Source organism: Limosilactobacillus sp. C0001E2 (genome assembly GCF_056590915.1).
In genome coordinates this window covers 183,855-196,710 of the sequence record NZ_JBWPXC010000003.1, presented here as the reverse complement: position 1 = coordinate 196,710, position 12,856 = coordinate 183,855, and the positions used below count along the sequence as shown (strand labels likewise).

Annotated in this window: 13 protein-coding genes; 4 read left to right on the top strand and 9 right to left on the bottom strand. The window is 42.2% G+C overall.

Translation table 11 applies throughout. From position 1 onward, the window contains the following. Positions 1–89 precede the first annotated feature (89 nt). Complete coding sequence (locus AC1EKL_RS04730; RefSeq protein WP_480188663.1) at positions 90–743, top strand: histidine phosphatase family protein; 654 nt, start codon at positions 90–92, stop codon at positions 741–743. Positions 744–778: 35 nt separating this feature from the next. Here AC1EKL_RS04730 and upp read toward each other — a convergent pair whose 3' ends face one another. The 5 genes from upp to AC1EKL_RS04705 form a co-directional block, all read right to left on the bottom strand. Beyond that, complete coding sequence (upp, locus tag AC1EKL_RS04725) at positions 779–1,414, bottom strand: uracil phosphoribosyltransferase (protein ID WP_006916904.1); 636 nt, start codon at positions 1,412–1,414, stop codon at positions 779–781. Between the two features lie 85 nt (positions 1,415–1,499). After that, a complete protein-coding gene (locus AC1EKL_RS04720; RefSeq protein WP_480188662.1) occupies positions 1,500–2,528 on the bottom strand; it encodes an L-threonylcarbamoyladenylate synthase in 1,029 nt (342 codons plus the stop codon). A gap of 18 nt (positions 2,529–2,546) precedes the next feature. Continuing rightward, positions 2,547–3,395, bottom strand: coding sequence for a peptide chain release factor N(5)-glutamine methyltransferase (gene prmC, locus AC1EKL_RS04715; protein WP_480188661.1), 849 nt, complete (start codon positions 3,393–3,395; stop codon positions 2,547–2,549). Then, positions 3,388–4,470 (bottom strand): peptide chain release factor 1, encoded by a 1,083-nt coding sequence (prfA, locus tag AC1EKL_RS04710; RefSeq protein ID WP_480188744.1) that lies wholly within the window; start codon positions 4,468–4,470, stop codon positions 3,388–3,390. Before prfA ends, prmC begins: the two co-directional genes overlap by 8 nt. Positions 4,471–4,475: 5 nt before the next feature. Next, the gene (locus tag AC1EKL_RS04705; protein ID WP_480188660.1) at positions 4,476–5,072 is read right to left on the bottom strand and encodes a thymidine kinase; all 597 of its coding nucleotides are present in this window, start codon (positions 5,070–5,072) and stop codon (positions 4,476–4,478) included. A gap of 276 nt (positions 5,073–5,348) precedes the next feature. Here AC1EKL_RS04705 and AC1EKL_RS04700 point away from each other — a divergent pair, with 276 nt between their 5' ends. From AC1EKL_RS04700 to AC1EKL_RS04690, 3 genes are read left to right on the top strand one after another with little or no spacing between them, the layout of a single operon-like run. Further along, entirely contained in the window at positions 5,349–6,686 is a 1,338-nt protein-coding gene (locus AC1EKL_RS04700; RefSeq protein ID WP_480188659.1) for a MurT ligase domain-containing protein, read from the top strand. Beyond that, entirely contained in the window at positions 6,686–7,417 is a 732-nt protein-coding gene (locus AC1EKL_RS04695; protein WP_480190221.1) for a type 1 glutamine amidotransferase, read from the top strand. Before AC1EKL_RS04700 ends, AC1EKL_RS04695 begins: the two co-directional genes overlap by 1 nt. A 10-nt stretch (positions 7,418–7,427) precedes the next feature. Continuing rightward, positions 7,428–7,727 (top strand): hypothetical protein, encoded by a 300-nt coding sequence (locus AC1EKL_RS04690; protein ID WP_480188657.1) that lies wholly within the window; start codon positions 7,428–7,430, stop codon positions 7,725–7,727. 53 nt (positions 7,728–7,780) lie between these two features. On the opposite strand, the gene AC1EKL_RS04685 is transcribed toward AC1EKL_RS04690, so the two are convergent. From AC1EKL_RS04685 to AC1EKL_RS04670, 4 genes are read right to left on the bottom strand one after another with little or no spacing between them, the layout of a single operon-like run. Then, the gene (locus AC1EKL_RS04685) at positions 7,781–8,803 is read right to left on the bottom strand and encodes a serine hydrolase domain-containing protein (protein WP_480188656.1); all 1,023 of its coding nucleotides are present in this window, start codon (positions 8,801–8,803) and stop codon (positions 7,781–7,783) included. A gap of 12 nt (positions 8,804–8,815) precedes the next feature. Continuing rightward, positions 8,816–10,654 (bottom strand): ABC transporter ATP-binding protein, encoded by a 1,839-nt coding sequence (locus AC1EKL_RS04680; protein ID WP_480190220.1) that lies wholly within the window; start codon positions 10,652–10,654, stop codon positions 8,816–8,818. Beyond that, complete coding sequence (locus AC1EKL_RS04675) at positions 10,647–12,383, bottom strand: ABC transporter ATP-binding protein (protein ID WP_480188654.1); 1,737 nt, start codon at positions 12,381–12,383, stop codon at positions 10,647–10,649. The genes AC1EKL_RS04680 and AC1EKL_RS04675 overlap by 8 nt, the downstream gene beginning before the upstream one ends. After that, a complete protein-coding gene (locus AC1EKL_RS04670; RefSeq protein ID WP_480188653.1) occupies positions 12,384–12,833 on the bottom strand; it encodes a MarR family winged helix-turn-helix transcriptional regulator in 450 nt (149 codons plus the stop codon). Positions 12,834–12,856 lie beyond the last annotated feature (23 nt).

The following is a 12,856-nucleotide window of genomic DNA, read 5'->3' as shown; positions in this document are numbered from 1 at the left end:
TCAGCATTAATTTAGTAAACTAATCGTTTTTTTAATCAATCTGTTTTAAAATAAACCCATCAAATACATCAAAAGGGACTGATTTTTTTATGGCTGAGTATCATTTATACTTGGTTCGCCACGGCCAGACATTTTTAAATACTTTTCATCGCCTTCAAGGATGGATTGATTCCGGACTCACAGAACTCGGTAAAAAGCAAGCCGTTGCTACCGGAGCAGCCTTGCATGATATTAATTTCAACTTAGTAGTTTCATCAGATCTAAACCGTGCCATTCAAACCCGGGACCTGATTGTCCAGCAGCTATCTTCTGCCGCGCTGCCGATTCAATCTGACCCTGCTTTCCGTGAAGTCTTCTTCTCTGCATTTGAGGGTCTGCCCGCCGACTTAGTTTTTCAAAGAATCGCCCAACGCAATGGCTTCATTAGCCAGGACGATATCATCGCCAAAAAGGGGTTCGCATATGTCCGTCAACTGATGCAAGATGATGATCCTACTCATAAAGCAGAACTCTATCCTGACGTCATCGCTCGCTTTCGTAAGGGGCTTGCTCATATTACCCAAACATTACCGACCGGTGGCAACGTACTAATTGTTTCTCATGGTGCCTTCATCAGAACCATCGCAGATTATCTCGGGGTTAATATCGTAAATAATTTCCCTAGTAATGCTGGGGTAACGGAATTGGCCATGTCACTACCAAGTAACGTCCGAATGGTCGAATATAATCGCTCCACTCTTTAATAAAAAAGCTCTGCTTGAATGCAGAGCTTTTTTATTTACTTCGTACCGAATAGCCGGTCCCCAGCATCACCCAGTCCGGGAACAATGTAACCATCATCATTTAAGTGATCATCTAAACCACAAGTGTATAAATCAACGTCAGGGAACTTTTCACGAACAGCTTGAACACCCTCTGGTGCAGCTACCAAGCAGGCAAACTTGATATTCTTTTCGGAACATCCACGCTTCTTCAAGGCTTCGATTGCCATAATTGCTGAACCACCAGTGGCTAACATTGGGTCAACCACAAATAATTGGCGTTCTGTAATGTCGTTGGGCAACTTCACAAAGTATTCATGAGGCTTTAAAGTTTCTTCATCCCGATACATCCCGATAAAACCAATCTTGGCAGCTGGAATTAATTCAGTCATGCCATCCACCATTCCTAAACCAGCCCGTAAAATCGGCACAATCGCTACTTTTTTACCAGCTAATTCTTTTTTAGTGGTTTTGGCAATTGGGGTTTCTACTTCGACATCCTTGAGTGGCATCGAACGAGCAACTTCATATGCCATCAACGTCGCCAATTCCTTGACCGTTTCACGGAACACCTTCGTACCAACATTTTTGTCCCGAATCATCGTCAATTTATGTTGGATCAGCGGATGGTCTAAAACTTCAAACTTTCCCATGGTTAATACACTCCTTTTTGTTTCTCAATTATTGTACCAAAAACCATGTCATTTGTTAGACCTTTCCGGCATTTAATTTAAAAATTTATTTTAAAAATTCATCGCGGAAGTGTTGACCACCAGCAGACTTATTCAACCGATTCATATAAGCAAGTCCTAAATCATGAGCTGGAAAAGCTTGGGTCACAATCGCTTGAACTTGTTTTTCGTCATCATACATGCGCAATCCATCAAACAAGCGGGCACTAGCGTCTGTTACCCCATTTCCCAAAGAAAATGCTTGCGCATTCTTCGGCAGCGTCAATTGTTTTAGGATCGTATCTTCAGCCATTACTCCAACCGCAAATGGCTGTTGTTCAACCCATTTCATAACGTTTGCCCAATCTTCTTCGGGATCAACAATATAAACCTGCGCGTTTGGGGCGTAATGCTTATATTTCATACCAGGTGCTTTCGGTGTCTCACCCTTACCGACATGATGATGGTTGAGATCAATCGAACCGATTACTCCTTCGATATCCGCTTTAGTCACAGCGCCTGGTCGTAAAATTACTGGGTGATCAGTCGACATATCAAGAACCGTCGATTCAACCCCAACTTTAGTTGGACCATCATCCAAAATTCCGCAAATCTTACCATGTAAGTCATGGTATACATGTTGGGCAGTCGTTGGGCTAGGCTTCCCTGAGGTATTAGCAGACGGTCCTACCATTGGTACCCCCGCTTTTTCAATTAAGTCTAAAGTGGGCTGACACTTTGGAAAACGGAACGCCACAGTTGAAAGACCGCCAGTAACGGTTTTAGATAATGATCCTGGTTTGATTTTCAAAATAATTGTTAGCGAACCAGGCCAAAAAGCCGTCATTAATTGACGGGCTTTTTCTGGAATCTCAGCAGCATACTTCTCCACCATCGCAACTGAGGCCACATGAACAATGAGCGGATTATCACTTGGCCGCCCTTTGGCTTGATAGACCTTTTTTACCGCTTCCTCGTTTGTCGCATCAGCGCCTAACCCATAAACCGTCTCTGTTGGAAAAGCTACTAGCTGACCAGAACGTAAAGCTTGGGCAGCTTCATCAATTTGATCGAGATTATAAATTATTGTTTCCATGTTGATCACCCTTGTTCCTTAATTAAAATCCCAGGCTTTAATCATTCGCATCCGGTCGGCAATATCATGTTTAGTTTCAATTGTCGCCCCCGGCTGCATCTTAGTAAAGAGTCGCTGGATGGATTCTTCTTGATCAAAGCCAGTTTCCCCAAATAAAACTCCCTGTTCGGTCAAATGATCTTGGACCTGATCAAATAACCGGTGATAAAATCCTAAACCGTTTTCCGAAGCAAAAAGAGCTAACGGCGGTTCATACTTAATGACTGCCCGATCAATCAGTTCAGTCGCATTCAGCGAAATATATGGCGGGTTAGTAACGATTAAATCAAAACGTTCCCCTTGAAAATGAGTAAATAAATCACTCTCGACCGTTCTAAGATTAGTACCGTGCAGTCGCTGGTTAGCCGTCGCTACTCGTAAAGCGCCAGCTGAAATGTCACTCAAGGTTACCCGCCACCTTGGGCACTCCAACGAAAGCGTAATTCCGATAACTCCACTGCCAGTTCCCAGGTCCAGCACCCTTAACGGTTGATCTTGAGGCATTTCTTGCAATACCCATTCAATTAAATCTTCCGTTTCACTTTCTGGAATTAAAACATCCTGATTTACCACAAAAGTTCGTCCAAAAAAAGGCGCCTTGCCAACAACATACTGCGTTGGTTCATCCTTGGCGATTCTTAAAATTGCAGTCTGATACCGCTTTTTTTCATCATCCGACATTACTTCGCGGTTATGCATTAATAAATCTGCATCAGACCATCCATGAATCATCTTTAAAACAAATTCAGGCGCATAAGGATCCTTATTTAGTTTCTTTAAAAAAGAAGAAGCCCATCGCTGGGCTTGAAAATATGTCCAATTACTCATTCCGTAATTGCTCCAACTTCTTAGTCTGGTCAGCAATAATCAATGCTTCGATGATTTCGTCTAAATCGCCATCCATAATTTTATCCAGCTTATTCAGTGTTAAACCAATCCGGTGGTCGGTAACCCGGTTTTGTGGATAATTATAGGTTCGAATCCGTTCTGAACGATCACCTGTACCAATGGCATCCTTCCGCTTTTGGTCGTAAGCGCTTTGCTCTTTTTGTTGATAGTAATCGTAAACCCGCGCCTTCAAAATTCGCATGGCCTTAGCCCGATTTTGTTGTTGCGAACGCTCATCCTGCATTGCCACAACAATTCCCGTTGGCAGGTGAGTCATCCGGACCGCAGACGATGTCTTGTTAATGTGTTGACCACCAGCCCCGGATGATCGGTAAACGTCTACCCGAATATCCTTTGGATCCAAGTCAATTTGGACGTCTTCAGCTTCAGGCATTACCCCAACCGTAGCGGTAGAAGTATGGACCCGACCAGCAGATTCCGTTACTGGAATTCTTTGTACCCGGTGCGCCCCATTTTCAAACTTTAATTTTGAGTAGACCTTGTCACCAGAAATCATTAACACGATTTCTTTAAAGCCACCGACTTCGGTTTCCGTCTTATCAACGATTTCGACATTCCAGCCCTGCTTTTCAGCATAGTGTAGATACATATTATAAAGATCACCGGCAAAGAGGCTGGCTTCGTCTCCACCAGCAGCACCCCGAATTTCCATGATAATGTTTTTGTCATCATTTGGATCTTTAGGAATCAGTAATACTTCCAATTCATGAGCTAGTTGATCCTGTTCTTCTTTTGAACTAGCCAACTCTTCTTTGGTCATTTCGATGAGCTCATCGTCTTTCGTATCCCGTAGTAATTCCTCATCATCTTTAATTGTCTGGGTGACCTTTTGATACTGGTGATACTTTTCAACGGTTTCCCGTAAGCTCCCTTCCTCCTTTGAGAACTTCATAAAACGTTGACTATCGGCAATGACTTCTGGATCACTGATTAATTCATTTAATTCATCATAGCGATCAGCAACCGCTTGTAATTTATCAAAAATTTCTTCCATTTCCATTAGTCATTCTCCTGTTCACGATTTAATTCGGGGTGGAAATAATGCTTCCGACAAACTGGATAGTAAGATTCATTACCACCAATTTGAACTTGATCCCCTTCATAGACTGGTTGGCCATTATGGATCCGCAGATTCATCGTTGCCTTGTGCGGGCAAAACCAACAAATCGTCTTCATTTCTTCAATTTTATCAGCATAGATTAGTAAATACTTGGAGCCTTCAAATAATTCATTCCGAAAATCATTTTTTAACCCAAATGCCATCACGGGAATGTTCAGTTCATCAACAATTTTAGTTAACTGTAAAACATGCTGTTTAGTTAAAAACTGGGCTTCATCAATTAATACACAATAAATCTTTTGTTTAGTTAGCTTTTCTTTCACTAGCCCCACTATGTCAGTATCATTCATGATTGGCGTGACCCGTCGCTTTAAACCAATCCGGCTCGCGATCATACCCCTTCCGGAACGGGTATCAACACCGCTCGTTAACAACTCCACTGGCTTGCCCTGTTCCTCATAGTTATGAGCAACTTTAAGAATATCAATCGACTTTCCAGAATTCATTGCGCCATATTTAAAAAATAACTGCGCCACAGTATTCACCTTTTCTATCTCAATAGTACTGTTTAATTATAACGGAAAGCCCGGCGTTTTTGAATAGTAAATCCATTCCCCACACTCTGTCACTTAGTTAAACACCATCAAGTTTCAATTTAATCGTGTCTGAATTGATTAACGTTGATAAATTTGTTGGATGTACCACAAAATGTTGCTTATTTTTCATTAAAGAAATTTGCTTCCCTTTCATTTTCGCATCAGAACGGTTAAAATTAATCGTTATAAATAATAAGTGGGAAGGATAACTTTCAAATGTCAATTCAAAGCTCGTTTGCAGAATTTGCCGGTCGCTCCAGCTACTGTTTTTTGCACAATATTTTTCATGGCGGTAGCTCACTGCCCGGTAAAATCACCCTTAAACTTGATCCGAATATTTTAAGCGAATTTGCTAAAAAATATGATCTTGTAATTATTACTGGGACCAACGGTAAAACTCTAACCACCGCACTCAGTGTTCGGGTACTCCGCGAAAAGTATCCTAACGTCGTTACAAACCCGTCTGGATCTAACATGGAACAAGGGATCGTGACGGCCTTCATTACAGCTCCTCGAGCCAAAAAGAAGGGCCTAGCAGTCCTTGAAGTAGATGAAGCAAACGTGCGAATGGTCACCAAACACATTCAGCCAATTGCCATCGTAATGACCAACCTTTTTCGGGACCAAATGGATCGGTATGGTGAAATCTATACGACTTACGATAAGATTTTGGCGGGAGTTAAGTTAGCCCCGCAGGCAACAATTATTGCTAACGGTGATGAACAGATCTTTAACACAAAAGACCTCCCCAATCCAGTTATTTATTATGGATTTGATAATGACCATCAAGATGATTTGCGAGCCCCTGCAAATACAGATGGCCTGCTATGTCCAAAGTGTCAACATATTCTTCACTTCCATAATATTACGTATGCTAGCCTTGGTGAATACTTCTGTCCTCACTGTGGTTTTCATCGTCCTGAATTAAAGTACCGGGTCACTGAATTAGGTCAGATGACCCCCAACTATTCAACATTCTCGATTGATGGTCACCAATTTAAAATTGGTGTAGGTGGTTTATACAACATTTACAATGCTCTGGCTGCTTATTCGCTTGGTCGTTTCTTAGGTGTCTCCCCTGAACAGATTCAAAACGCTTTTCAAGCTGATGAACACGTTTTTGGTCGTCAAGAAATTATCAACGTCGATGGGAAAGAAGTAACTCTAGTCTTAGTGAAGAATCCAGTCGGACTAAACCAGGTTATTGACATGGTCCTCACTGATCCAGAACCATTTAGCTTTGGCTTTCTATTAAACGCCAACTACGCGGATGGAATTGATACTAGCTGGATCTGGGATGGTAACTTTGAAAAACTTAATGTACCGCGGATTGCCCACTTCTTTACTGGAGGAGAACGCTACAAAGATATTTCAACCCGTCTGCGGATGGCTGGCATCGAACATATTCAAGAAGAACCAGACCTTACCAAGGTAATTGATGCCATTAAAAAAATGCCCACGAAGCACGTTTACTTACTTTCCAGTTACACCGCCATGCTTCAACTACGTAAAGAATTAGCTGAGCGAAAGTATATTCAAGGAGGGATGAACTAATGGCACAATATCAACTGCATGTTGCCCATTTTTATGGTGATCTAATGAACACTTATGGCGATATTGGTAACATTATTGCCCTTAAATATTATGGCAAACAAATGGACACTGACATCACTTCCGAAATTATCAGCATCGGTGATGATTTTGATCCAGCCAAGTTTGATCTTGCTGTTTTTGGTGGTGGTCAAGATTATGAACAATCCGTAATTTCCAAAGATATTCCACAAAAAAAAGCTGGGATGGCAAAATTTATTAACGATGGTAAACCATTCCTCGCGATTTGTGGTGGCTTTCAATTACTCGGTCAATACTATGTAGATGCCAATGGCGATAAGATCCCGGGAGCAGGGATCCTTAGTCATTACACCGTTACCCAAAGCCAACAACGATCCGCAATGCAAAATCAAACCCGTTTTATTGGTGATATTGAAATCAAAAATGAGGAAACTGGTGAAAGGTACCACGGTTTTGAAAACCATAATGGACGTACTTTCCTGGGATCAGATGAAAAACCGCTTGGCATTGTCCAATCCGGCCATGGTAATAACGGTGAAGACCATACCGAAGGTGCCATTTATAAGCACACTTACTGCTCCTACTTCCACGGACCAATCTTAACCCGAAATGGTATGCTGGCTAAGCGAATGCTCCTGGAAGCACTCCATAATAAGTACCCAGATGCTAACCTTAGCGAACATGCAGCATTAAAGATTAAACCAACCTTTTAAGGGGGATACCATGTCAACAATCTTTGTGACCTTAATGACCATTATCTTTATTGGTGAATCATTTTGGGAATTCCGCCTCTTTACCTTTTTAACCAGCCAACTACCCATGATTCGTAGCGAGCATGAACGGCAGCAACTATCCAAGGCCCTCAAACTGGATCGCCGGTGGAATTGGGGATCATGGATTTTAATCTTCATCATCTTTGTAACCCCATCTTCTTTTTACATACCGCTAGTCTCACTTTTATGCCTATTTGAAACCCTCATGGTTATGCGGATGGATCGACTAAAACGACAATATTTTAATTAAAAAACAGGCGACTCTAAGCACTGTCTCAACAGTGTCCTAAAGCCGCCTGTTTTTTAGCGATTCTTTTCATTAAGGTAAGTAGCCATAATCAAACCACGATAATTCAAATAATCATCATTATTCGCACTTGGATGGACCCGATTTGATAATACAATCATTCCTTGATCATCTTGCCGATCTAGAATCAACCACGTTCCTGTAAATCCCGTGTGGCTGATGACAGAATGATGATCTGCTGTATGGGCATGCAATAATTTCCAGCCGAGTCCCCGATTATGATTACCAGTTAGGGGGGTCTGATCATGAAACATCAACGAGATTGTTTGATCAGTCAAAATACCGTCTAAATTTGTTTCTAACAAGGCATGACTATATTTCAACAAATCGTCCAATGTTGAGAAAAGCCCCACACTCCCGCAATGACGCTGCAGGATGAAGCCCTTCGGATCATGAACGCTTCCTCGAATCAGGCCGCGTTGCTTCTGAATTTCCGTTGGAACACAATCTTGCCAATGCGGAGTATAAGTAGTTCGGGTCATCCCTAACGGCTTAAAAATGTGTCGTTGACTCAAGATCTGAATTGGTTGTCCCCAAATTCGTTCAGCAATGAGCCCTAAATAAATGAAGCCAATATCTGTATAAAGAATGTTTTTCCCTAAATTAGGGCCAATCTGTTCCATCGTCAACAGACCATCCAGCAACTGATCGGTGGGCAGCTCATTCCGGTGAGGAATGTAACCTTCAATGGCCGCCGTATGCGTTATCAAGTGACGTACTTTAACCGCTCCATTATTGATCTCAGGAAGAAATTTTCGCACAGGATCATCCAAATGTAGAGCGCCAGCCTGCAGAAGCAATGCAATTACCGGGACGGTTCCCACCACCTTCGTTAACGAAGCTAAATCATACTGCATCCCATCCCGAAGCGGAATTGATTGCGGTGTTACCTCTGCCATTCCCATGACTTTACGGAGAGTTTTTGAACCATCAAAAATCGCATAGCTTACTCCTGGCACAACCTTTTTAGTGACCATCTCTGCTAATAATTGTTGCGTACGCGCATATTTTGTTTGCATTTTTTACCCTTCCTAATTAGCCAACTGATTCCCGGCAAATTGGCTATTGTAGAGATCAGCATAGAAACCATTTTGGGCCATCAGTGATTCATGATTACCAGTTTCAATAATCTGCCCGTGATTCATCACAATAATTTGATTAGCATCACGGATCGTAGAAAGACGGTGAGCAACAACAAAGCTGGTCCGCCCCTTCTGAATATCATTCATGGCATTTTGGATTAACGCTTCTGTTCGAGTATCAACTGAACTGGTAGCCTCGTCCAAGATTAAGATGTCAGGATCTGCCAAAAAGGCCCGGGCAATCGTCAGCAATTGCCGTTGTCCTTGGGAAATATTGGATGCTGTTTCATCTAAAATCGTATCATATCCATTCGGTAATTCGCGAATAAATGAGTCTGCATATGCTAAGCGAGCGGCCTCATAGACCTCTTCATCAGTTGCGTCGTTACGTCCATATTTGATATTTTCGAAAATGGTTCCCGTAAAGAGCCAAGTATCTTGTAAAACCATTCCCACGTGCTTACGCAGGTCTTCCCGCGTCATTGATCGTGTATCTTGACCATTATAGTAAATATGACCACCATCAACGTCGTAGAAACGTTCTAGTAAATTAATAATCGTTGTCTTCCCTGCTCCAGTAGGACCAACAATTGCCACCATTTTATTCCGGGGTGCAGATAAATTAAAGTCCTTAATTAAAGGCTCATCCGGTTGATAAGCAAACTTGACGTGGTCAAACTCAATTGCTGATTGGTCGCCAGATTTGGCGGGAGTGGTAGCGAGCTCATTATCCATTTCAGGTTGATCAATCACCTCAAAAATCCGTTCTGCGGATGCAATTGTCTGTTGAATGGTACTGGAAAGGTTCGCAATCTGTGTAATGGGTTGTGAAAATTGATTGGAATATTGGAGGAATGCCTGAACGTTACCAAGGGTAATTTGACCATGAGCAACCTGAATTGCCCCAACAACTGCCACCAATAAGTAACCAACATTTCTCACAAAGTTCATACATGGAAAAATTAAAATCGAAAAGAACTGCGCCTTCCAAGCAGCTTGATAATATTGCTGATTTTTCTTGGCAAACTGTTGTTGTTCATCTTGTTCGTGGTTAAAAACCCGGACGATCGTGTGGCCCGCATAAGTTTCTTCCACTTGATCGTTGATTTCACCCAAAGTAGCTTGTTGTCGAGCAAACAGCTTTTGTGCTGTCGGGGCTACAAAACCAACCACTAACAGACTGAGTGGAATGATAACTAATGCCACCAACGTCAGTTTCCAACTGATTGAAATCATCAGGGCAAGGACACCAACAAAAGTAATGGTACTGGTAATAATTTGGATCATCCCTTGTTGGAGGGTCCCGGCGATATTATCCATATCATTCACCATTCGACTCATAATATCCCCATTAGAATGGGTATCGTAATATTTAATTGGCACCCGCGCCATTTTGGCTTTCAAATCTTGACGAAGATTATAAACAACCCGTTGAGAGATCCGCGTCATCATCACTTGTTGAACAAAGCTGAATAGGCCTGAAAAAACGTACAACAAGACAACGACAATCACAATCCGCATAATCTTGGAATAATCAATAGGGAGCGAATGAAGCTTCATTCCCGCCTTCATTTCTTGGTAACCACGGACCACCCCATCATAAATCGTGGTTGTCGCTTCACCCAAGATCTTTGGTGCCATGATCGATAGAATTACAGAAATGATGGCCATGATGACCGAAACAATAACCCCCCATTTCCACGGACCTAAATATGAAATTAAACGTTTGGTCGTTGGCCAAAAATGTGTGGCCTTGGCCGGCTTACCTCGTTGTGGTCCATTATGCATGGTGATGCGCCTCCTTTTGAATTTGTGAATTCAGAATTTGCTGGTAAGTTTTATTTTCGGCAACTAATTGTTGGTGAGTTCCTTGACCAACCACCTTACCGTCATCTAGAACCAGAATTAAGTCAGCATCGGCCACCGTCGAAATCCGTTGTGCAACAATCACGGTCACGGCCTTCTGTAATTCCGCATCCTGATGGAGAGCCATTCTTAACTGAGCATCCGTCTTAAAATCAAGCGCGGAGAATGAATCATCAAAGATGTAAACTGAGGCTGGTTTAATAATTGTCCGGGCAATTGCGAGCCGTTGCCGCTGCCCACCGGAGAAATTCCCCCCGTTTTGTTCGACCGCAGCATCCAAGCCACCCGCTTCTTTAACAAAATCAGTTGCTTGAGCAATATCCAGCGCATGCCAAATTTGTTCATCAGTTGCGTTTGGCAACCCAAATTGCATGTTGGAACGAATCGTTCCAGTAAAGAGGACGGCTTTTTGTTGCGTAATTGAGATTAACTTATGTAAGTCATGTTGCGAAAGCTTATTCACTGGATAACCATCCACTTTAATTTGTCCGCTTTCAATATCAAACAAACGAGGAATTAAATTGACTAATGATGACTTCCCTGAACCAGTTCCGCCGATAATGGCCAACGTCTGCCCGGCCTTAATATTAAAATTCAAATCAGACAGTGCCAATTGTTCTGCTCCGGTATAGCGAAAATCAACATGATCAAAAGCTAAGGAAGCTGTTGGCGTACCACTAAACGTCTGTGGTTTAACTGGGTCGGCAATAACAAGTGGTTGTTCTAACACCTCATTAACCCGCTTAGCAGATGCCGAGGCCCGTGGTACAAATACGAAGACCATTGAAAGCATCATAAAGCTAATCAAGATTTGAGTTGAATAAGTCATAAAAGCAATCAGATTACCAACTTGCATACTCATTTGACCAATCAAATGAGCACCTAGCCAAATAATCCCAATATTAGTTAGGCTTAGCACTAGCGTCATGATCGGAAAGAGAAATGATACTAGTGTGTAAGCCTTAATTCCCGTCTTGGTATAATCCTCATTCGCAGCTTTAAAACGATTTTGCTCACGCGCTTCCTGGTTAAAAGCCCGAATCACCCGCACGCCAGTCAAGCCTTCCCGGAAAATAAGGTTAATCCGGTCAGTTTTTTGTTGAATGCTTTTAAATAGCAGGATGGCAAAGTACATGATGGCAATTACAACAATTGCCAACACTGGTAAGGAAATTAAGAAAATCTTAGTTAAACGGGGTTCCCGATAATATGCCAGGACACAAGCAGCGACTAACATAATCGGTGATTGAAGCATCATCCGTAAAACTTGCACCATTACATTTTGAATTTGAACAATGTCGTTAGTTGAACGGGTAATGAGTGAGGAATCACCAAACTTGCTCATTTCTTGACTAGAAAACTTTAAGACCGTCCGGTAAACCTGCTCCCGAAGCTTTTGCCCTACCTTCATTGATTGCGTTGAGGCAAAGTAAACGTTCAAACCAGCAGCAACTAGCCCAATTGCAGCTACCAAAAGCATCTTGCCGCCTTCATTCCAAATGTAATGAATATCGCGTTGCAAAACCCCTTTATCAATTAAATCCGAGGTAATGGTCGGCAAATACAAATCAGCTGCCACTTGAAAAAAAAGAAATAGGACGGCCAACATGGTTGGTAACCATTCTAAATTTCGTTTAGCAATTTTAATCATTTACTCTCCACCATCCTTTTGATATTTATCCTGAAGTCCTGACACCATAAGGCTGCCAATCCGAATTAACTCTTTACAATCATCAATGCTCAGTCGGTCGAGTAGCGCATCGACAAACTCTTCACGTTCAGCTTCCAGTTCTTGATTCTTTGCCTGTCCTTTTTTACTCAAGCTAACAACAATTTGGCGTCGATCTTGTGGATCGCGCTTTCTTGTAATCAGCTGATCCTGCTCTAAACGGCTCAAAACTTGGGATAACGAGCTCGGCCTGACATGAACCTGCTTGGCTAACTCATTTTGATAAAATTGGTTCCCGTGTTGACCGAGAACTGCAATGATCTGACCACCGCCTTGAAAATGTCCAATGTGTTTACGATTGCGTAAGGCAATTTCGTGAATCACGCGGGTGTTTTTCATTAATTGGTGGAACAGTACGTGTTTTTCATCCATTTTACTGTCCTTTACTTTCGATA

What these genes read in the sequence shown, in the direction of transcription:
- AC1EKL_RS04695 (WP_480190221.1), top strand. Translation starts at nt 6,686, where the DNA reads ATGGCACAATATCAACTGCATGTTGCCCATTTTTATGGTGATCTAATG.
- AC1EKL_RS04685 (WP_480188656.1), bottom strand. Translation starts at nt 8,803, where the DNA reads ATGCAAACAAAATATGCGCGTACGCAACAATTATTAGCAGAGATGGTC.
- upp (WP_006916904.1), bottom strand. Translation starts at nt 1,414, where the DNA reads ATGGGAAAGTTTGAAGTTTTAGACCATCCGCTGATCCAACATAAATTG.
- AC1EKL_RS04700 (WP_480188659.1), top strand. Translation starts at nt 5,349, where the DNA reads ATGTCAATTCAAAGCTCGTTTGCAGAATTTGCCGGTCGCTCCAGCTAC.
- AC1EKL_RS04675 (WP_480188654.1), bottom strand. Translation starts at nt 12,383, where the DNA reads ATGATTAAAATTGCTAAACGAAATTTAGAATGGTTACCAACCATGTTG.
- AC1EKL_RS04720 (WP_480188662.1), bottom strand. Translation starts at nt 2,528, where the DNA reads ATGGAAACAATAATTTATAATCTCGATCAAATTGATGAAGCTGCCCAA.
- prmC (WP_480188661.1), bottom strand. Translation starts at nt 3,395, where the DNA reads ATGAGTAATTGGACATATTTTCAAGCCCAGCGATGGGCTTCTTCTTTT.
- AC1EKL_RS04730 (WP_480188663.1), top strand. Translation starts at nt 90, where the DNA reads ATGGCTGAGTATCATTTATACTTGGTTCGCCACGGCCAGACATTTTTA.
- AC1EKL_RS04690 (WP_480188657.1), top strand. Translation starts at nt 7,428, where the DNA reads ATGTCAACAATCTTTGTGACCTTAATGACCATTATCTTTATTGGTGAA.
- prfA (WP_480188744.1), bottom strand. Translation starts at nt 4,470, where the DNA reads ATGGAAGAAATTTTTGATAAATTACAAGCGGTTGCTGATCGCTATGAT.
- AC1EKL_RS04670 (WP_480188653.1), bottom strand. Translation starts at nt 12,833, where the DNA reads ATGGATGAAAAACACGTACTGTTCCACCAATTAATGAAAAACACCCGC.
- AC1EKL_RS04680 (WP_480190220.1), bottom strand. Translation starts at nt 10,654, where the DNA reads ATGCATAATGGACCACAACGAGGTAAGCCGGCCAAGGCCACACATTTT.